This window comes from Pseudomonas sp. LBUM1662 (assembly GCF_059695915.1).
The window spans coordinates 3,630,631-3,651,181 of the sequence record NZ_CP166793.1 but is presented as its reverse complement, the minus strand read 5'-3'; the positions used below and the strand labels follow the sequence as shown (position 1 = coordinate 3,651,181).

Below are 20,551 nucleotides of genomic sequence, written 5' to 3'. Positions count from 1 at the left end.
GCGAGGCTTGCCCGCGAAGGCGGCCTCAAGAACAACACATCAATCAATACTCAGCCCGCGCCAACCGGTTGTAATGGCTGATCAGCGAATCATACCCACGCGTCACCGCATAAAAATCATCACTCAATCGCTGCGGCTCAGCCTTGTTCTGCCAATCCTTGTGCAAGGTGTTCAACGCATTCAGATACTTCTGGGTCGGCCTGGCAATATGCGACCAGAGATAACTCGGCACTTCGTTGCGTTTTTGCGTTTCCGGCAATTGACGTCGGATGAACTGCTGCCGGTAATCCCAGGCCAATTGCAGGTCAGCGGTGGTTTTAGCCAGTGCCTGTGGCGTCAGGGTTCGATTTTTCACGCCCTCGGTGACAAGGTTCAGCGTGTCTCTGGCCTGGATCATGTAAGCCAGCAAATACCAGTGAATGTCCTTGCCCAGACGTGCTTCGATCAGGTTGAGTTGCTCGCGCCGTTGTTCAAGGTCCAACGATTCAACCTGCTGTCTCAGTACCGTTGACGCCGTGAGGTAGTCCTCGGCCCTGGATCTGAATTGATCGGCAAAGGCGGGCTGCACCTCACTGATGACGGTCGAAAAACGCGCCTGTCGGTAAAAGGTGATTTGCTGGGTAAGGGGCATCACTTGCTGTAATGCCTGCGCGTAGGCATCGGCTTTCAACACCAGCGGTGGTTCGTATTTCAGCAGTTTGAGTTTTTCGCTGATTGTCGACGAACAGATATCCCTTTGGATGCCAGGCGCATCACTGGCACCGTTGTCGTCGAAATCATGCTGGTTGGCGATCCAGTCGAGCACCGGCTCCGCAGGTTGCTTCGGCGATTTGTACAGTTCGTAGGCCACCCGCCAATGCACGTCGACCCGGTTGATGCAGTCGATCACCGGGCTCAGGGCATTGGCCTGCGCGGTGAGCGGTGCGTCGTGTTGATCCAGCCACAAGTCGATGCGGGCGACGAATTTCGAAGAGCCGGCCAACCCCATCAGGATCAGCATCGCAACGGTCGCCACCGGCAACAGCCATTTCGGGTTCATGGCTGGTTCTCCTGGCCGTACCACTGCTCAACGGTGGCCGGTGCGTTGCATTCGCTGGCGGTGACCGGCATGCGGCTGCACAGGCGTTCGGTCCACTGTTGCAGGCCCTGGTTGCGGTTGACCGTGCCTTGGCTTGAGATCACTTTGAACACGCCGAGTATTAACACCAGCCCCAAAATGCCCGCGCCCATCAGGCAGCGTTTGAGCACGGGGCTGGCGTGTTGCCAGGAAACGTGCGGGTTGACCTCCCGCCGGCGTACAAGTCCGACACCCGTCAGTGTGGTGACGTAAACGATGCTGCCGACCACGCCATAAACGTTGCCAATGCCCACCGCCATCGCAATGCAGGGAATCAAGTCGCGGAGTACTCCAAACGGCAGGGGCATGAGCGAGGGCGAAAGGCGCACACTCAATCGATCTTCCAGCAACCAGAAACGATGGGCGATGTGCCCCGAAAGCCAGTTGAGTACCCAACCGGCGACCGCGAATATTACCGACCAGAACACAGCAACGCCGATCAATCCGCCCAGACGCGTGCCCAACGGCGCGAATTGAACAAAGGAGCCGACCAGACAGGCAAGGACGATCCCCAGGTACATCGGCCAGCTGTCGTAGGCATGTTCCCAGTCTCGCCAGAAGAACGACGTGCCGCCCGGCAAGTCGGCGCAGACGTCCGGGTGGTTGGCATACAACGCAGAGCTGAGCTTGCGACATTGCACCCAATCGTCTTCGCGCAGGCGTCGGGCGAGGGCGCGACGCTGATTGAATGGGCCTGGTGCCAACAGCAAGTGGGCAGCACGATGCTCTGGCGTGGCGGCGGGTTCTGTGGCGAGGCGCCGTTGCCCGGCGAGGAATATCGGTGCTTCACGACGTTCCGCCAAGCGCTTGCGCTGTTGCGATAATTCTTCGATCAGTTCTTCGTCCAGCTCCAGCCGCTGCCAGAGACTGAACCAGTGAAAGGTCTCCATGGCCCAGTCGAGTAGCGTTTCGGAGGTCTCGAAGTGGTCGACGCAATGCCTCAGCACCGCATCTTCCATGACATCAACCGCGCCATGTTCGACGGCGATGGCATGGCGACGGTCAAGCTCGACACGGCTGATTCCGTCCAGCGAACGGCTGACCAGTTGCAGCGTGTCGACTTCCACCACCGACAGCCCGGTCAGGTCCCACGAGGCTTCGTCGCTTGCGTCATCCTCACGCAATTGCTCCCATTCCTTGATGCGCAGCGCTTGCTCGTACGCCTCTCGCAGCCGCTGAAAACCCTCGGGGTCTTCATCCGGGCGCGTCTGTTTGAGCAGGGTTGCGTATTGGCGTTTGATACGGCGTGTATCGGCATCGGCCGGGAGGCCGAGGATGGTCCAGCAACTCATTGCGTGTGCAACTCCATGAAAACCCGCGACGCGATCCGATAGTGGCAATTTGATTTTGCGCACCCTACCTGTTTCGCGTCGAAAAGTCCTCGGGTCTTACATCAGTCGCCGACGAACCAGCGGTAATACGGGTTGCCGCCATCGCCGCGCATCACCTCGCGGATGTCCCTGGCCCAGGCGTCCCGGTCACCGTCATAGGCATGCAGGCTTGCCCGATAGAACTGCATCAGCCGCTGCTGATGAGCGTTCATGCGCTCGATAAAGCCTGCGTCGGCATTCAGCAGCAACGGCGGCTGACGCAAGTCGAGCAGGGCCGGCAACACGCGACTGATTTCCTTGGCGCGTACCCACGGCGCGTATTCGATGCGCGGTTGATCGTCGGTCACTGGCTGCGCATCGGCGGCGAAACGTTCCAGCCCGGCGCGATCGGTCACCCAGGTCGCCAACAACGCAGCGGATGAACCGATGCCGACGTCCTGCAAGGTGCTGCGCACGCTGTCCTGCTGGAAGCGTTGGCTGATTTTGGCGGCGTCCAGTTCGATCGGTTCCATCGAGCCCACCAGCAGCATTTCGTGGAACTCGCTGGTCCACAGCGTCGCGTAGGGGAAGACGTCGAGAAAGCTGCGCACCAGCGAGCGCGAGTCGTCGATGTTCTGGGTCGGTAGCGGCAGCCATTGGGCGACCAGGCCTTTATTCTCAAGACGACTGGCGGCGAGTTGATAGAAGTCGCGCGAATACAGATTCACCACGCCGGCAGCGGAGGGCGGTGGTGGTTCAAGAGTGATCAGGTCGTAACGCTGCGGGCTGCGCAGCAATTCCTGACGCCCATCGCGCAGGCGGACATCGACCGTCGGGTCGGCCGCGGCATTGAAGTTGCCCTTGAACAGCGGCGCGGCTTTCACCACCGAGGGCAGCAATTCGGCGACGACGCGGTGTTCCAGCCCCGGATAGCGGGTCAAGGCGCCCGCAGTAATGCCCGTGCCAAAACCGATGACCAGCGCCGAGCGGGGTTCGCCGTTATGGATCAACAACGGCAGCAGCGCCTGAATACGCATGTAGCGCAGCGATGGCATGGCGTCACCGGTGTTCGACACGCCCTGGATGTACAGACGCTGGAACGCTTTTTGTCCCTTGCCCTGGGTGACCACGGCCACCGTTCCACCGCGTCCTTCTTCGTAGAACGCCAGCGTACCGTTGCGTGCACCGGGCAGCAGGTTGGCGAGTTTGCTGGTCGGGGTAAACACCGCCACGACAATCGACAACAGAGCGATGGCAATCACCGCCTGACGTCGGCCTTTCTTGACGTGATGGCCCTTGCGTACCGCGAAATAGCCGACCCCGGCAGCGACAATCGCCAACAGTCCCAAGGTGCGCACCAGCCCCAGCAGCGGGATCAGCAGGAATCCGCAGAGCATCACGCCGATGATCCCGCCGATGGTGTTGAACGCGACCACGGCGCCGACATCCCGGCCGACCCGTTCACGGCCGACACTCAGGCGCAGCGCCAGCGGAAACGCGGCACCCAGCAGCAAGGTCGGCACGAACACGATGCTCAGCGCCGCCACGGCAAACCGTGCGCTCATGCCCAACAGTTCGCTGCCGCCCATGGCCAGCGCAAGTATTTCGGCCTGGGATTGCAAGTACACCAGCCAGCGCCCGAGAAAGGCGACTTCCAGCAGGGCAATCAGGCCTGCGCCGGCAATCAGCAAGCCGAACACGCCCCAAGGATCTCGAATGCGATCAACCCGACGGGCCAGCACGGCGCTGCCGAGGAACAACCCGGTGAGGTACGTCGCCAGCACCACGGCAAAGGCATAGGTGCGGGTGCTCATGAATTGCACGATGGACTGCGACCAGACCACTTCGTAACCGAGCGCCACGCCGCCAGCGATGGAGTACAGCCACAGCGCCAGGCGATCAGGGGCTTTCTCAGTGTGATGTTTCACCGGGGCATCGATCGGTGCCACGCGCTGGCGTTGAAACCACAGCGCGCCTGCGGCGGCGAGCAAGTTCAGCATCGCCGCCGCCAACGCGCTGCCACGCACGCCAAGGGTGGCGATCAGCACAAACGCGGCGAGCAGGGTGCCGGCAATGGCCCCTGCGGTGTTCGCGGCATACAGTTGGCCGCCAGCCTTGCCCGATTGTTGCGGGTCAGCCGCCAATGAGCGAACCAGCACCGGCAGGGTGCCGCCCATCAGCAGCGCCGGAATGCCCACCAGCGCAAATGGCAACACCCACGCCGCCAGGCCGACGTGTTGCTCAAGCCAGGCGAACGGACTGGCGGCGAAGCTCAAGGCGAAGGTCGCACCGACACCCAGCACGGCCACCAGCACTTCCAGCCCGGCATACAGCAGCACCGGTCGTTGCAAGCGATCCGCCCAACGCCCGAACAGCAAACCGCCCAAGGCCAGGCCGGCAAAAAATGCACTGATCCCGGTGGTGATCGCATACACCTCGACGCCGACCACCAGCGACAATTGCTTGATCCACAGCACCTGATACACCAGCGCCGCGGCGCCGGAAACGAACAGCAGCAGGGCGGGAATCAGCAGCGTCGGGGACGCGGCGGTATGGGAAGCGGGTAGGGCCGACGACTTGCTGGCGACACGTGAGGACATTGCGGCTTGCCTTGTACAAAATTCGAATTCAACACAGATCTCTGTAGGAACTGTCGAGTGAAACGAGGCTGCGATCTTTTGATCTTGATTTTCGGCGGATCTGACATTGCTGAAGATCAAAAGATCGCAGCCTCGTTTCACTCGACAGCTCCTACAGGGTTCCTACACATTTCGGAAATAGGGCCGCTCGCCGGTGAGGGCGAACGGCGGTCGAGCGGTTTTACTGTGCAGGTGCAGCTTTCATTTTCTCAGCGATTTTTGCATCTACCGCAGCGCGGATCTGGTCGATGCTGAAGCTGGCCGGTTTCTGGCTAGGTGGATACTCGATGAACGTTTGCAGGAACCCCGCCGACTTCTGTACCGCTTGAGCGGCCAGGTAGACGTTCTTGGTTTGCCAATCGTAATACTGATCGGAAACCACGTCGGCGCGTTCGTACGGGTCCATCCTCAGGTTGAGGATTTTCGGCACGCGCAGGCACACGAACGGTTCGCTCCAGACTTTAAAGCCGCCCGGTTCGCGTTGTTCGCAGAACACCACTTTCCAGTTATCGAAGCGCATCGAGACCAGTACACCGTCGTCGTTGAAGTAGTAGAACTCCTTACGCTCGCCTTTCGGTTGTTGGCCGGTCAGGTATGGCAGTTGGTTGAAGCCGTCGAGGTGCACTTTGAAGTTGTTGCCACCCGATGTCGGCGCCCAGCCTTTGAGCAGCTTGCCTTTGACGTCGGTCTCGCCAGCCGCCGCGAGCAGGGTCGGGAACCAGTCCATGCCCGAGAACAGCTCGTTGGAGACTTCACCGGCCTTGATCTTGCCCGGCCAACGCACAATCGCCGGTACGCGATAGGCACCTTCCCAGTTGGAGTTTTTCTCGTTGCGGAACGGCGTGGTCGCCGCGTCCGGCCAGGAGAACTGGTTCGGGCCATTATCGGTGGAGTAAACGACGATGGTGTTGTCGGCGATTTTCAGGTCGTCGAGGGTTTTCAGCAGTTTGCCGACGTCGCCGTCATGCTCCAGCATGCCGTCCGCGTACTCGTTGCCGGGCATGCCGCTCTGGCCCTTCATCGAGTCACGCACGTGAGTGAATACGTGCATGCGCGTGGTGTTCATCCAGACAAAGAATGGCTTGTCCGCCTTGGCCTGTTTCTCGATAAACGCCTGGGCAGCCGCCGTGGTTTCGTCGTCGATGGTTTCCATGCGCTTGGTGGTCAGCGCGCCGGTGTCTTCGATCTTGCCATCGGCGAAGCTGTGAATCACGCCACGTGGGGTGTTGGCCTTGACGAATTCGGCATCGTCTTTGGGCCAATACGGCCGCTCCGGTTCTTCTTCGGCGTTGAGGTGATAGAGGTTGCCAAAAAACTCGTCGAAACCGTGGTTGGTCGGCAGGTATTCATCCTTGTCGCCCAAGTGGTTCTTGCCGAACTGGCCGGTCGCATAGCCCTGGGACTTGAGTGCCTGGGCGATGGTGATGTCACGTTTTTGCAGGCCGACCGGTGCACCCGGAATGCCGACTTTCGACAGGCCGGTACGCAACGGCGTCTGCCCGGTGATGAAGGAGGAGCGTCCGGCGGTGCAGCTGTTCTCCGCGTAATAGTCGGTGAACATCATGCCTTCCTTGGCAATCCGGTCGATGTTGGGAGTCTTGTACCCGACCACGCCCATCGAATAAGCGCTGATGTTGGTCTGGCCGATGTCATCGCCAAAAATCACGAGAATGTTGGGTTTCTCAGCGGCCCCGGCAGTCGCCGAAATCGCCATGACCGAGGCTGCCACCAGGGCGAGTTTCGGTAGCCACTTGCGTATGCGAGTCATCTGACTTGCTCCTTTTGCTCACTTGCGTCGCTCAAGCGCGACAAACGTTTATTGCTTTCCTGCGTAACGCTTTTTTATTTCACTTGCTCGGGCGCGGCGGCATCGAACGGATAGATGCGGCGCCATTCGGACGCCATATCCACGATAGTCCAGCCGCGGTTTTTTGCTTCGTCCAGGGCCTTGTCCAGGCGCCCGATCTGCGATTGACGGTCATAGGCCCATTCGCGTTTGGCGTCGGTGTGATGCACCAGGCCCATGAAGCGTTTGCCCGGGCCTGCGGCGGTCCACTGCAGCATTTGCAGGTCGCCATCGGAGTTGCCGAACGCGAGGATCGGTCGACGCCCGATCACCGCGTCGATGCTTTCCGGTTTGCCCGGGCCGTCGTCGTTGTGGGCCAGTTTCGGAGTACGCATGATCGAGGCCTTGCCGTCCTTGAACTCGAACGCGGTGACGAAGGTGGTGCCGATCACTTGCTCCGGCGGGATGCCGTAGACCTTCTCGGCAAAGGCACGCATGAACGCGGTGTCGCCCCCGGACACGATGTAGGTCTTGAAGTCCTGGCTGCGCAGGTAATCGAGCATTTCCAGCATCGGCTGGAAGATCATCTCGGTGTACGGCTTGCCGGTTTTAGGATGTTTGGCCTGGCTCAGCCAGGTTTTGGCGTAGTCATCGAAGGCGTCGGTGGTCATGCCGGTGTGAGTGGCACCGAAGATTTTCAGGATGCCGTCCATGCCCGTGGCGGCCAGGGCCTTGTGGTCGTTTTCCAGTACGGCCTGGAACGGCTGGGTGGTTTTCCATTCCGGATGCTGTGGCGCGGTGCGCTTGACCTCTTCCAGGGCAAACAGCAATTCGAAGTACATCGGCTGCTCGCTCCACAGGGTGCCGTCGTTGTCGAACACGGCAATGCGGTCCTCGGGCTTGACGAAATCCTTGCTGGATTGGTCGGTGACGGCCTGGACGAACTCGATGATGTTTTTCTTCGATGGCCCGTCGTTCCACGACGGCAGGGGTTCCGCGGCCAATGCCAGCAGCGGCAGGCTCAGGGCCAGTGCGAACAGCAGTTTTAACCCGTGGTGTTGGCGCAGCGATATCGGGTTCGTCATGGGAATTCCTTCTCGTGAACGGGATTGAGTGGACGTAAAGCGGGAGCCGCAGTGGATGTGTTGCGTCCAGCCTGACTATGCAGCGTAGCCAAGGATTTCTTGAATTGGCGCAGCGCCTGATCTTTGGTCGGTTGCTGGCTGTAACAGGCGCGTAGCAGGTCTTGCAGGCGCGGGCCGAGGTTGCCCAGTTTCACGCCCAGGCGGCTGCGACGGGCCCAGAGATAAAGGGCGCTCAGTTGCGCCGGTTTGCCATCGATCTGCGCCGGGATTTGCCGCCAGGCGAAGTCGGCGGACTCCAGCCAAACCGCGTGTCGGGCGCGGCGTCGGGCTTGCACATCAAGGTAAGCCCGCAGGATGAACGGACGGGCAAACCAGCCGAGCATCACCACGACCAGCAGCAGCGCCGACAGCACGAGCCAGTGGCCGGAGAGGTGCACGCGACTTTGCTGGCCGAGTTTTTTCAGGTCTTCGGTGATCGAGAACACGGGTTTGTAAGCGCTGTTGGCGGCGGCGTCGAAGCCCACGGCCGGAACCTGTGCGGTGCGGGTTTGTCCGGTGCTGGCGTCCCACCATTTCAGCTCGATGGCCGGCAAGCTGTGATGGCCTTCGGTGTCGATTCGATAAGTCACGGTGTCGATGCGTTGGCCGCCGTTGAAGTTGCCACGGCCGTCGTCGAGATTGCTGATGTGCGGGCTCTTGGGGTAACGGCTCAGACCGTTCACATCGCCCATCGACGGCGTCGGCAGTGACATGGCCATGGCGTCGTCGGCCTGCAAGGTCAGTTGTCGGGTAATGCTGTCGCCGACTTTCAGCGGCGTTGCCGAGTTGACGACGGTTTGCGTGAAGCGCAGCCCTTGCGCGACGAGCACCGGTTCACCGGGTGTGAAGCCTGGCGGTGTCGCGGCGGTGAAGTGCAAAGGCTGACTTTGCGCGCTCAGCGCGGTGCTGGCCTGGCCGGGCGTGGCGCGAACGGTCAGTGCCGGGATGTCGAAACCCTGAGCCAGATTCGGCGTGATCCGGTAGCTGTAGCGCATGCCGTTGAAGGATTTGCCGTCCAGCGTCTGGTTGATGTGTTCAGCATGACCGTCGGGTGGCAGGACGAGTGCGCCGGGCAGCTTCAGGTCGGGCAGGGCGGGAGCGTCGGTGAACCAGGTGTCGGTAAGGACGTCGAGTTGCAGCTCTAGCAGGCCGCCGACCATGATTGAGTTCGTGGGTTGCAGGCGGGTCTGAACGCGCAGGTCGGGTTCGGCGGCGTGGGTCGCTGTGGTGACAAGGCAGAGGATTATGGCTGTCAGGGTTGTGGTGAATGTTTTGACGCCATCGCCAGCAGGCTGGCTCCCACAGGGGATTTGTGGTGTGCGCAAACTCAATGTGGGAGCCAGCCTGCTGGCGATGGCAGCGACGCGGTTCATGGCTTGCCCCCCGCCTGATCCTGCAAACTGAACTTCTGCTTCAAAAACTTAGCCGGCGAAGTGCTCAGGTTCTGCAACCATTGCTCATCGGAAGCCGCTTGCTCGGTCTCGACCGGTTTGCTCTGTCCTTTGCCCGGTGCCTTGTCCATCTTGATTTCGTCCGGTTTGACCTCGGGTGCATTCTGTTCAGCGCTTTCAGTGTCCTTCTGCAAGGCAATCGCCAACGCCAGATTGGTCGTGGCTTCCGGGAACTGCGGCTGCAACTTCAATGCTTGCTGATACGCCGCAATGGCCTGATCAAACTTGAAGCGCCGCACGTAAATATTGCCCAGGTAGAAGTACGCCTGCGGCGTGTCGAGGCGGGCAAAACTGGCCAGCGCCAGGTCAAAATCGGCGGCGTTGTAGGCAGCGATGCCTTTCCAGTACGGGTCGACAAAATGCGCGGCGGCCTGGGGGAAGTGCTCGTGTTCGAAGGCCCAGCGGCCTTGCTGGTCGGGGGTGAAAAATGCATCGGTCAAGGCGTTGGCCTCGGCCGGTGCCGGTTGCAATCCGATGCCCAGTGCCAGCAACAAACCCGCCATCCAGTTCAGGCTCCAGCCCTTGCGCACGCTGAAGAAGGCGAGCAGCAGCAACGGCCAGCACAGCCAGTAACCGGCGTCTTTCCAGTGCAATTCGCGCTGTTCCTCGCTGGCACTCTGGAAATGTTGCTGGGCGTGCAGCTCGACCCAGTCCAGATCGTCGTCATTGAGGGTCAGGCTGCCCAGCGGCGCATTCACCGCTGACGCCAGTTGCTTGAGCGCGGCTTGGTCGAAGCTACCGAGCGCAGGGCGACCGTTGTTGTCGGTGCGTGGCTGGCCGTTGGCGTCGCGGATGATCCCGCCGTCCTCGCTGCCGACCGCCAGAATCAGCACTTGCAACGCGCTGTCGTCGAGTTGCTGGTCGAGCCCGGTGAGTTGCGACGTGTCCGCACCGTCGGTGATCAACAGCAGCGTCCCCGGGGTTTTCTCGGCGACCAGCAGTCGTTTGGCTTGCTCGATGACCGCGCCGACGTTTTTCCCCGGTTTGGCAATCAGGTCGGTACTCAAGGCCTGAATGAACGTGTCGAGCAGCGCCGGATCGTCGGTCGGCGGCAACACCAGATGCGCGCTGCCGGCGTAGGCGATCAAGCCGCTGCGGGCGCCGGCCCGGCGCTGGATCAGGTCGTGCAGCTTGTGTTTGGCCGCTTCCAGGCGACTCGGTGGCATGTCGCTGGCGTCCATCGACGGCGACAGATCGATGGCGATGATCAGCGGCGCACGGTTTTCCAGGAAGTCCGGGCGGTCCTGTTCCCAGGTTGGGCCGGCTGCCGCAATCGCGCCCAGAATCAACACCGCGCAGAGCAGATGCACGGGGCGAAAGCGCTGTTGATCCTGAGGCGTGATCAGCAAATGCGGCAACAGGTGCTCAGCGATGTTGCTGCGCAAACGCCGTTGCAGATCACGGCTACGTCGCCAGAGCATCGGCAGCAACGCGGCGAACGGCACCAGCAACAGCCACAGCGGACGCAGGAAATGGAAGTCACTGAGATTGATCTCCATCTCAAGCCTCCTGCCGCTGACGCGCGAGTGTCAGGTGCGGACGGAGCAGGGCGCCCAAATGGTAGAGCGCAAGCATGCCGATCGCGGCCCCGAGTGGCCACCAGAACAGGTCCTTTTTCGGCTGATGGCTGAGGGTTTTCACTTCGTGCGGAGTGAGCTGGTCGAGGGTGCTGTAGACCTGATCCAGCGCTGTGCGGTCTTCAGCGCGGAAGAACTTGCCGCCAGTGGCCTCGGCGATCTGCTGCAAGCCCTGCAGGTTGACCTTGGCTTCACCCTCCGCAGTCGGGTCGCCGATGCCGATGGTGTGAATCACCACGCCTTTGGCCGCGGCCATGGTCGCTGCGTGATCGGGGGGGATCGCGCTGCTGGTGTCATTGCCGTCGGTGAGCAGGATCAGCACTTTCTCTTGCTCATGGGCCTGATCGAGCAGCTTCAGGCTCAGGCCGATCGCATCGCCAATCGCGGTGTTCGGGCCGGCCATGCCGATGCCGGTGTCGTCGAGCAGCAGTGACAGACTGGCGTGATCCAGCGTCAACGGCGCCTGCGGATACGCGCCGCTGCCGAACACGATCAGGCCCAGGCGATCATCTTTGCGTTTATCGATAAAGCCGTGGACCACTTCCTTGACCGCCGCCAGACGATTGATCTTCTGGCCATTGGCGTCGGTGAAATCGGTGGTTTCCATGGATTGGGAAATGTCGATGGCGAGCATCAGGTCGCGCACCGGTTGCTGGCGTTCGATCGGTTTTTCGACGAACACCGGGCGCGCGGCGGCCAGCAGCACCAGCGCCCACACCAACAGATTCAGGACCCACTGCCAGCGGTTGTTGCGGGTTCCGGCCTGACTTGGCGCCTGACCGACCGCGCGGCTCATCGCGCCGAAAAACGGTACGCGCACGGCGCTGCGGGCTTCGCGGTAATCGGGCAGGTAGCGGTAGCCCAACCACGGCAGCGGCAAAAGGATCAGCAGCCAGGGGTAATCAAGCTGCCACATGATGATGCTCCACCCAGTGTTTGCAGGTGTCGAACAGGTGCTGACGCTGTTCCGGTGGCAACGCCTGCAATGTCGCATCAGGCGCGTAAGCCAGTCGGGCCAGTTGCTGGCTGAAGTCCGCCGGCAATCGCTGCGAACTGTGCCGCACCAAAAAGGCCTGCCAATCCTCACCCCCAAGTGCCCCGACATCCTCCTGTGGGAGCGGGCTTGCTCGCGAAGGCGTCCGGTCAGTCGACATCAATGTTGAATGTGAGGCCCTCTTCGCGAGCAAGCCCGCTCCCACAGGTTTTGTATTCCAAGGGGAGGGCATGGAGAGGGCTACTCGTTTGAGTAACTCTGGAAGTTCGCGCAGGGCGTTTAATTGATCGCTATGGCTTTGCAGTTCAGCCAACCGCACCAACGCCTCCCGCCGATACCGATCCCGCCGCCACTGCCAATACCGCCGCGCACCGACCAGCAACACAGCCATCACCAACACCCCGAGCAGCACCCACCAACCCCACGTCTGAGGCGCATAACTGACCGGCGCCGGCAGCGCAATTTCCTTCAGTTGTTCAATGCTCGGGACTTTCGGGTTCATCGCCGACCTCTGCCGAGTTCAGTACGCAATTGTTCCTGGGCATCGGTCGCCGTGCTGAACATCATCAGCGGCACCTGACTGCGTCGCAGCAGGGTGGCGACATCCTTGAGGCGGCCGCTGAGGAAGTCCCCCAGCGGCTGATGCACGCTGCGTTGTTCGACGGCCAGTTCTACCTGCAACTGGCCCTGGGTAACCAGCAAGCGCCCGTTTTTCGGCAGGTTCAGCGCCAACGGGTCATACACCTGCATGGCGATCACATCGTTGTGCGCGGCCAATTGGCGCATCAACTGCAACGTGCGCTCACCGGCGCCGGCAAAGTCGCTGATGATGCAAATCAAATGGTCGTGCCCGGCCACCGCCAGGCAATGCTGCAACACCTTGTCGAGCTGGTCTTCGCCCTCGGCGTCCGGGTTGGCGGCGTTGAGCTGTTGATTCTGCTCGGCAATTCGGCTGCACAACGCTTCGATCCGCTTGCGGCTGCGCAGCGGGGCGATGCGGTCGATGCGTTGGTCGTTGAACACCAGGCCACCGACCCGGTCCCCGGCGTTGAACACCATCCACGCCGCGAGCGCGCCCAACTCGGCGGCGATGGCCGATTTGAAGCTGCGTTGCGAACCGAAGAACATCGACATGCGCTGGTCCACGAGTATCAAGGCCGGGCGATCGCGTTCTTCGGTAAACGTGCGCACCACCGGTTTGCCGGTGCGCAGGGATGCGCGCCAGTCCAGGTGGCGCAGGTCATCCCCGGGTTGATAGCGGCGCAGTTCATCAAAGTTCAAGCCACGGCCGCGCAGGCGCGAAGCATGGTTGCCGGCCAGAATGCTGCCCTGGGGCTGACGCGCCACAAAACTCAGGTCACGGGCCTTGAACTCCAGCGCCATCAAGTGCGCCAGAGAGACATAGACCAGACCGTCGGCACTTTTCATTTTCAACCTCAGGCAGGAATCGCCACTTTGTCGAGCAAGCGATCAAGCACCTGATCCGCCGTGACACCGTCCGCCACCGCGTCATAGCTCAGCTGCAAACGATGACGCAGCACCGGATGCACCACGGCGCGCACGTTATCGGGCGAGACGAAATCCTGCCCCTGCAACCAGGCATCCGCCCGGGCGCAACGGTCCAGGCCAATACCGCCCCGAGGACTGGCGCCGATGGCGATCCAGCGGCCCAGATCGGCGTCGTAATCAGCCGGGTGGCGGGTGGCGTTGATGAGGTCGATCAGGTAGCGGTCGATGGCCGGGGAAACGTGAATGGCGCTGACTTCCCGGCGAGCGGCGAAGATCACGTCCTGTGACAGAGCAAAACCTTGCACCGCTGCGGTTTTGGCGCCCAAGGCAAATTCTTCCTCACGCAACAGCCGCAGCACCTGGCTCTCATTTTCCGCACTGGGGTAATCGAGCAGCACCTTCATCAGAAAACGGTCCATCTGCGCTTCCGGCAGCGGATAGGTGCCTTCCTGTTCGATCGGGTTTTGCGTCGCCACCACAATGAACAGCTCCGGCAGCACGTGGCTTTTGCCGGCCACGGTGATCTGGCGCTCTTCCATCGCCTCCAACAACGCAGCCTGAACCTTGGCCGGGGCGCGGTTGATTTCATCCGCCAGGATCAGGTTGCCGAACAGCGGGCCGGGCTGGAACTGGATCTCGTTCTTGCCATCGATCTGGTGCAGCACCTCGGCGCCGGTGATGTCCGACGGCAGCAGGTCGGGAGTGAACTGGATGCGACTCATCTTCGCGTCCAGGTGTTTGGCCAGCGCCTTGACCGTGCGGGTCTTGGCCAGCCCCGGCAAGCTTTCCAGCAGCAAATGCCCGTTGGCCAGCAGACCGAGGAGAATCTGCCGGATCACCTGGTCCTGGCCGAGCACCGCTTCGGCGATGCTGGCTTGCAGGGCGTTGAGGTCATTGAGTGCGGTCATGGAATGTTCCCTTTCTCAAAGGCATGCTCAAAACATGAAAGTAGGAATGACGGGAATGAACGACAAGCGGAAATTCCAGCGGCTGCTGATCAGGTCGTCCGGGTGGATCGCCGAGTATTGAATCTCCCCGGAGATCCGCACCGGCAGCTTGCCGAAGTTGAAAATCCGCCCGGCGCCGATGCCGATGGGGAAGGTGACTTTGTTGCCGCCCTCGGCCTTCCAGTTGACGGTGACGTTGGGCGTCATGCCGACGCGCCATTGCTCGGGGCCGGGGATGGTGCGCTGGATGAAGTACTGGATGTTGGTCAGGCTGACGTCCTTGCGGTTGCTGTCGCCACCGACTGACCACCAGTGCTGCGGGAACAGGCTCAAGGTCCAGTCTTCGCCCAGGTACGCCGCGACGAACGCCGGGCCGAGGGAATATTTTCCGGTGCCCAGCACGTCTTCTTCGGCGGTGGGAAACATCGCGGTCGGGCCGAACCCCCAGACCATCTTGCCGCCACCGGCGAAGCGGATCGGTTCTTTGGGCGAGAACACGCCGACGTAGGCCAGGTCGCCGAAGCCGCTGGTGCGGTCGAACGGGTCCCGCACCACCGAGGCGAAGTCGCTGCGGTCGCTCAAGATGTCGTTGGGGCCCATGCCGATCAGGTTGCCGGCCCGGTGATTGACCGGCGCGCTGACATAGCTGATGGGCAGGCGGTTGATCAGGTTCCAGTCTTCGCCGATTGAAATCGGGAAGGTCGGCATGAAGCTGTATTTGCCGAGCATGCGCGTGCCGTTGCTGTTCGGGCCCTTGAGCGCGGTGTAGTCAAACTGGTTGAACAGCAGCACCAGATTGCCCACGGGGTTGTCCATCAGCTTGGCGATCTGTTCCGTGGACGGATCGCAACCGGCGGCCACGACCTTTTTCAGGTCGATGTCGAAGTCCTGTTGGAGGCGATGGCAGTTTTCCGGATCACCCTTGGCGACCGGTTGCGCCGGGGTGTTGCCCAGGGTCGGCAAGTCGCCGCTGGCACAGGCGAAACCGCTGAACAGCACACCGCATAAGGTCAATCTGGAACCGATGGCCATCCCTGGTCACTCCTCAGAAAAACGCCAACGTCAGGTTGATGGCCACACCGTTACCTTCCGGGCGGTCCTTGGTGTCGAACTCGGGCACCCAACGAGCGCTGACGCTGGCCTGGGCATCGTTGAACTTGCCGGCCCAGCCAATCACCGGACCGGCGCCCACGGAACGCCCGCGAAAGCCATTGAGCGAGTCAGCGGTCTGGCCTTTGTCGTCGGTAATCTGCTGCACATAACCGCCCACCAGCCCGGCGCTCCAGCCATTGCCGAAGCCGTGCGTCCACATCGCATCGAGGGTGAAAATGTTGCCGTTGCGATAATCCGTGGCGTCGTTCTCGGTGTAGAACTCCAGGCCGCTCGACAGGGTGAACTCGCCCCCTTTGCCGTCCAGGTGAGTGAACGCCACGGTGGGCATGAAGGTGTAAGTGTTCTGTCCGGAGTTGGCGAGGCGATCGTCGTTGTAGGCACCGGTCGGCACGTAGATCGGCAGGGAAAACGAGATGTGGTTGACCTCGTCGAAGTGATAACCGGCCGCGATCGGTGTGATCAGCATATCGGCGAACTGCGTGCCGCTGTCTTCGCTGCCCAGCGTGCGACCGCGAGGGCCGGTAATGCTGATGTTGACGTCGGTGTATTGCACCGGCACACCGATGGCCGAGGCGTAGTTCCAGCGTCCCTTGCCGGTGTCCCAGACATGGGTGAAGTTGGCCATGGTGTAGGAGACTTTCATGTCCAGATCGGCGCCAATCTCGCCAACAATCGGCACACCCTTGCTGCCCTTGAGGTCGCCGTCATACCAGATGCTGGTAAAGGACATGACCCAGCCCGGTTCGGGCGGCACGATCCCTGCGTTGGAAAACACCTGTTGCCCGGTAATCGGGCGCCCGACACCCCCCTCGGTGGCGAAGCCCACCGGGCTTGCACCGATCACACACAGAGCCAGTAAAGGACGTACTACAAAGGGCCTGACCATGACTGACTCCGCTTACTGTTTTTGTGGGTTGACGGGCGTCAGTGGCGGAATTTGCCACTGGCCGCTGGTGACTTCAGGTTTTGGCAGGTACAAGCGCAAGACCCCGTAGAACGGGCCATTCGGCGCCGGTAACCAATTGCTTTGCAGCTCTTTGGCCGGTGCCTTGTTCTGCACGTAAAGGGTCAGGCCGCCGTCGGCATCAAGCTTGAGGTCGGGCAACATGCGCGAGTTGATCAGGTAACGATTCAGCGGGTTGGCCACCAGCAATTTGTTCTTGCCGTTGTACATCGTCAGCGACCAGAACGCGTCGGCCGGGGGCAGGGCGCCCTTGTCGAAATGCAGGGTGTAATCGTGTTTCGAGGCGTCGACCGGTTGACCGTCCTTGTCGACGAAATAGCCGATGTAGTTCGCCTCTTCGGCGGAGTTGCCGAAAATTCCCATGTTGGCGCCGGCGTAGCGGTACAGGTAATTGCCCTTTAGGTGATCGCGGGTGCCAAAGAAGTCGCCGCTGGTGACCTGGTGGGTATCGACTTTGTCTTTTTTGAATTGGGCGAACTCGGCTTTGGCATCACTGATACCGTCTTCCAGCGCTTGGCGCTGTTCAGCTTTCAGCTCGTGCAGTTTGAATGGCTGACCGGCTTCGATACCGATTTTAGCGAAGCGCGCGAGCAGGTCCTTCTCCACATCCTGGGCCGGGGCGAACGCCAGCATGAAGTTCAGGTAGCGGAACAGGTCCGGGGTGTCGCTCATGGTCGGCGTGGGTTTCGGCCAGGCAATCTTCGGCGCGGCCGGCGGGGCTTTCTGTTTGACGTAATGGCTCAGCGTTTCGACCTTGTAGCCTTTCTGGATTTGCTTGACCTTGGCCAGGTCTTTGTCATCGAACAGCTGCGTGCGATACAGGGCGTAGGCGATGTTGGTTTCGCTGCGCAGCAGCCGGTCCATGTTCACCGGTTGCTGACCTTTCCAGTCGGGGCCCGCGATCATGAAGTGACCGCCGTGGTTGCCCGTGCTGCGGGTGCCCAGGTAGGCAAAATTTTGCGTATAGGCGTCGATTAACTGCACGGAGTAGTAACGGTGTTCATCGATAGGTGGCAACGTCAGTACCACCGGTTCTGCGCGCAGGTCCATCCAGACGAACGAGTAGGGTGTGTCGGCATTCGGCGTGACGAAGGCGGTGTCCTTGGCCGTGAAGGCTTTGGCGGTGTTGCCGATCTTGTTGAACGGCGCCTTGAAGTTCGAACTCTTTTTGTCCACGGCCTGGGTGTAGAGGGTCTTGTACATCTCCACCACCGGGAAGCCGTACAGATAGGCTTCCTTGGCGATGCCCCGGGCTTCTTCGGGTGTGGCGGTGAAGTCGGCCCAGGCGCTGGTGCTCAGGGTGAGAGAGAGTGCGGTGAGCAACAGGCGGTTATTCATAAAACTTCCTTAGTAAACCCTTGGGCGTCATTCCACGGCCGTGATGTTGTCGAGTGCCGAGAGGGATGGCCGCTCGATCAAGAGCGGACCGGCGTAGAACCCGTGGATTGCTTCATGGCCCGGCAGACTGTTTTCCAACCCGATCTGGCCGACTCGGGTATCGAGGTCCTGGGCACCGACGCCGCAACTGACGAACATGGTCATCAGGCTGTAGCCGGCTATGCGAATTGCACTGTGCATACGAAATTCCTTACTTGCCGAACGTGACGTTGATCCCCGCGAACAGCGTGAACTGCGGCAGGCCGTCACCTTTGCGTTCGACGGTCCACTGCGGTTCGATGAAGGCGTTGAGGATATTGGACCCGGATTTCCAGACCTTGCCGCCACCCAAACCGAGTGGGATGTAATGGGTGTCGTTCTTCAGATCGAACGTCCACGTGCCGGTCGAGCGCAGGTACCAGCCCTTGTCCAGGTTATGAATGATGAAGGGCTGCAGCGTCGCGGTTTCGACGTGGGCACGGTCATGGTCGCCGGCGAAGGAGCTTTGATACTGCACCAGTGCGCCGAGCAAGCCGCGTGGCGATGAATCAATCGCAATGGCGGCCAGGCCCGCCTGCCATTTGCCGGTGCCCAGTTCATCCTGATCGGCAGTGGGGGCGGTGATTTGCGGGCCGATGCCCAACTGCACACCGTCGGTCTTGAGCAGAAAGATATCGAAGACGTTCAGATCACCTTCACCGGTGCTGTAGCCGCCATGCGGGTCGGGGCGCGTGCTGATCGGCACGGTGGCGCGCAGCAATTGCGGCACACCGATGAAATCACCGGGTGCAATCGGCAGCGTGCCGCGTAACAGCAGATCGTTGGTGTGGGCATTGGTGTCGTAAAGCTTGGGCGTGTAGTAGTCCTGAAGGTTGGCGCCGGGCGCCAGGTTCAGGGGGTTGTTACTTTTGTTGGCTGTGTCGGCGTTGTCCGCATGAGCACAAATCGCAGACGCCATTGATGCCGCCCACAGAAAGGCGTGCGCTCCCAATTTCTTTGACATGACTCCCCCGTTCCTTCGTGGCTCATATGGACAACTCGGCACTTGACGGCCGTTACTCCGTAATCTCTTTCCTATCAAGCCTGTAGGACACGTCTGTTGAAGTTAGCAGCTAACTTCGGGTTCGCCAGTCGGAAGGGGGGGGCTTTGGCTTTTTGTACAAGTTTTAGGTGTTTTTTTTTGTGTGCTAAAAAGTTAATGCGAATCAGGGGGTTGGGACAAAAGGCGTGAAGATCAAAAGATCGCAGCCTCGTTTCACTCGACAGCTCCTACAGTTGGAACGCGATCGCCTGTAGGAGCTGTCGAGTGAAACGAGGCTGCGATCTCTTGATCTCATGAAAATACTCAACGCGTTTTCATCTGCTCGCGAATCCGTTCTTCCTGCTCGCGCAGCTGCGGCGTGAACTCCTCGCCGAAATCTTCCGCCCCATATATAGGGCGTATCTCGATTTCCGCTTCGGTGCCCGGCATTGGGTTCGGACAGCGCTTGACCCACTCGATCGCTTCCTCTTTCGACTTGACCTCCCAAATCCAGTAGCCGGCGATCAGCTCTTTGGTTTCGGCGAACGGGCCGTCGATGACGGTGCGTTTTTCGCCCGAGAAACGCACCCGGGCGCCTTTGCTGCTCGGTTGCAGGCCGTCGCAGTCAATGAGGATGCCGGCCTTGGTCAGTTCTTCGTTGTAATTGCCCATCGCAGTCATCAACTCCTCGGTGGGCATCACGCCGGCCTCGGAGTCCGGGCTGGCTTTCACAATGATCATGAATCGCATGGTCTTGTCTCCGCTGGATTGTGGGTGATTCGAGTGTTAGTCGAATGGCCGCGTTGAATCGACAGGGATGCGTGAAATTTTCCTTTCGTCATGAACACCGGGTGGAGGCGGGAGAGGGCGGTACGCTGTACCCGACCCTGTGGGAGCGGGCTTGCTCGCGAAGGCGGTTTAACCTTCAGTGATGAATTGCCTGACACACTGCTTTCGCGAGCAAGCCCGCTCCCACAGGGTGATGTGGGTTGTATACAAGTTTTGTACAGGGGATAGGTCGTCGGCCCATTTCGTGGTTAACTTCGGCCTCTTCAAAATTCTCCACAACAACGTCAGAAGGACTCCGTTCATGGCTCAAGTCACTCTTAAAGGCAATCCGGTTCAAGTCAACGGCCAACTGCCACAAGCCGGTTCCAAGGCGCCAGCCTTTTCACTGGTTGCCGGCAATCTGTCCGACGTGACCCTGGCGAACTTCGCCGGCAAGCGCAAAGTGCTGAACATCTTCCCAAGCGTCGACACCCCGACCTGCGCCACTTCGGTACGCAAGTTCAACGCCCAGGCCAACGACATCGCCAACACCGTGGTGCTGTGCATCTCGGCTGACCTGCCGTTCGCCCAGGCACGCTTCTGCGGCGCCGAAGGCCTGGACAACGTACAGAACCTGTCGACCCTGCGCGGTGCCGAGTTCATCGAAAACTACGGCGTGGCCATCGCTGACGGCCCGCTGAAAGGCCTGACCGCCCGTGCCGTTGTGGTACTGGACGAAAACGACAACGTGCTGCACAGCGAACTGGTCAAGGAAATCGCTGAAGAGCCGAACTACGAAGCGGCACTGGCCGTTCTGAAATAAGCTCGCTTTTACAATTGTTAACGGCCTGGCC

Annotated in this window: 18 protein-coding genes; 1 reads left to right on the top strand and 17 read right to left on the bottom strand. The window is 60.7% G+C overall.

What is annotated here, in order from left to right; genetic code table 11:
• Window positions 1-43 precede the first annotated feature (43 nt).
• The 17 genes from ACA049_RS16310 to ACA049_RS16230 form a co-directional block, all read right to left on the bottom strand.
• A complete protein-coding gene (locus ACA049_RS16310) occupies window positions 44-1,039 on the bottom strand; it encodes a DUF3829 domain-containing protein (protein WP_497328346.1) in 996 nt (331 codons plus the stop codon).
• Window positions 1,036-2,409 carry a J domain-containing protein gene (locus ACA049_RS16305; RefSeq protein WP_497328345.1) on the bottom strand — a complete coding sequence of 458 codons (1,374 nt, stop codon included), beginning with the start codon at window positions 2,407-2,409 and terminating at the stop codon, window positions 1,036-1,038. The genes ACA049_RS16310 and ACA049_RS16305 overlap by 4 nt, the downstream gene beginning before the upstream one ends.
• Before the next feature lie 101 nt (window positions 2,410-2,510).
• Window positions 2,511-5,027, bottom strand: a complete 2,517-nt coding sequence (locus ACA049_RS16300; RefSeq protein ID WP_497328344.1) for a spermidine synthase — start codon at window positions 5,025-5,027, stop codon at window positions 2,511-2,513.
• A gap of 220 nt (window positions 5,028-5,247) precedes the next feature.
• The gene (locus ACA049_RS16295) at window positions 5,248-6,834 is read right to left on the bottom strand and encodes an arylsulfatase (protein WP_497328343.1); all 1,587 of its coding nucleotides are present in this window, start codon (window positions 6,832-6,834) and stop codon (window positions 5,248-5,250) included.
• Window positions 6,835-6,908: 74 nt separating this feature from the next.
• Window positions 6,909-7,937 (bottom strand): HAD family hydrolase, encoded by a 1,029-nt coding sequence (locus ACA049_RS16290; protein ID WP_497328342.1) that lies wholly within the window; start codon window positions 7,935-7,937, stop codon window positions 6,909-6,911.
• On the bottom strand, window positions 7,934-9,349 hold the full coding sequence (locus tag ACA049_RS16285) for a BatD family protein (RefSeq protein ID WP_497328341.1): 1,416 nt from the start codon (window positions 9,347-9,349) through the stop codon (window positions 7,934-7,936). Before ACA049_RS16285 ends, ACA049_RS16290 begins: the two co-directional genes overlap by 4 nt.
• Entirely contained in the window at window positions 9,346-10,926 is a 1,581-nt protein-coding gene (locus ACA049_RS16280) for a vWA domain-containing protein (RefSeq protein WP_497328340.1), read from the bottom strand. Before ACA049_RS16280 ends, ACA049_RS16285 begins: the two co-directional genes overlap by 4 nt.
• 1 nt (window position 10,927) lies before the next feature.
• Window positions 10,928-11,920 (bottom strand): vWA domain-containing protein, encoded by a 993-nt coding sequence (locus ACA049_RS16275; protein WP_497328339.1) that lies wholly within the window; start codon window positions 11,918-11,920, stop codon window positions 10,928-10,930.
• Complete coding sequence (locus ACA049_RS16270) at window positions 11,907-12,500, bottom strand: DUF4381 domain-containing protein (protein WP_497328338.1); 594 nt, start codon at window positions 12,498-12,500, stop codon at window positions 11,907-11,909. Before ACA049_RS16270 ends, ACA049_RS16275 begins: the two co-directional genes overlap by 14 nt.
• Window positions 12,497-13,426, bottom strand: coding sequence for a DUF58 domain-containing protein (locus ACA049_RS16265; RefSeq protein ID WP_497328337.1), 930 nt, complete (start codon window positions 13,424-13,426; stop codon window positions 12,497-12,499). The genes ACA049_RS16270 and ACA049_RS16265 overlap by 4 nt, the downstream gene beginning before the upstream one ends.
• An 8-nt stretch (window positions 13,427-13,434) precedes the next feature.
• Window positions 13,435-14,415, bottom strand: a complete 981-nt coding sequence (locus ACA049_RS16260) for an AAA family ATPase (protein ID WP_497328336.1) — start codon at window positions 14,413-14,415, stop codon at window positions 13,435-13,437.
• A gap of 27 nt (window positions 14,416-14,442) precedes the next feature.
• Entirely contained in the window at window positions 14,443-15,486 is a 1,044-nt protein-coding gene (locus tag ACA049_RS16255; protein WP_497328335.1) for a hypothetical protein, read from the bottom strand.
• 13 nt (window positions 15,487-15,499) lie between these two features.
• Window positions 15,500-16,453 carry a SphA family protein gene (locus ACA049_RS16250; protein WP_497328334.1) on the bottom strand — a complete coding sequence of 318 codons (954 nt, stop codon included), beginning with the start codon at window positions 16,451-16,453 and terminating at the stop codon, window positions 15,500-15,502.
• 12 nt (window positions 16,454-16,465) lie between these two features.
• On the bottom strand, window positions 16,466-17,869 hold the full coding sequence (locus tag ACA049_RS16245) for a DUF1254 domain-containing protein (protein ID WP_497328333.1): 1,404 nt from the start codon (window positions 17,867-17,869) through the stop codon (window positions 16,466-16,468).
• Window positions 17,870-17,896: 27 nt separating this feature from the next.
• On the bottom strand, window positions 17,897-18,109 hold the full coding sequence (locus ACA049_RS16240) for a hypothetical protein (RefSeq protein ID WP_497328332.1): 213 nt from the start codon (window positions 18,107-18,109) through the stop codon (window positions 17,897-17,899).
• A gap of 10 nt (window positions 18,110-18,119) precedes the next feature.
• On the bottom strand, window positions 18,120-18,911 hold the full coding sequence (locus ACA049_RS16235) for a hypothetical protein (RefSeq protein WP_497328331.1): 792 nt from the start codon (window positions 18,909-18,911) through the stop codon (window positions 18,120-18,122).
• A gap of 342 nt (window positions 18,912-19,253) precedes the next feature.
• The gene (locus ACA049_RS16230) at window positions 19,254-19,679 is read right to left on the bottom strand and encodes a YciI family protein (protein ID WP_497328330.1); all 426 of its coding nucleotides are present in this window, start codon (window positions 19,677-19,679) and stop codon (window positions 19,254-19,256) included.
• A 340-nt stretch (window positions 19,680-20,019) separates the two neighbouring features.
• On the opposite strand from ACA049_RS16230, the gene tpx reads away from it, so the two are divergent.
• Entirely contained in the window at window positions 20,020-20,520 is a 501-nt protein-coding gene (tpx, locus tag ACA049_RS16225; protein ID WP_497328329.1) for a thiol peroxidase, read from the top strand.
• Window positions 20,521-20,551: the final 31 nt, after the last annotated feature.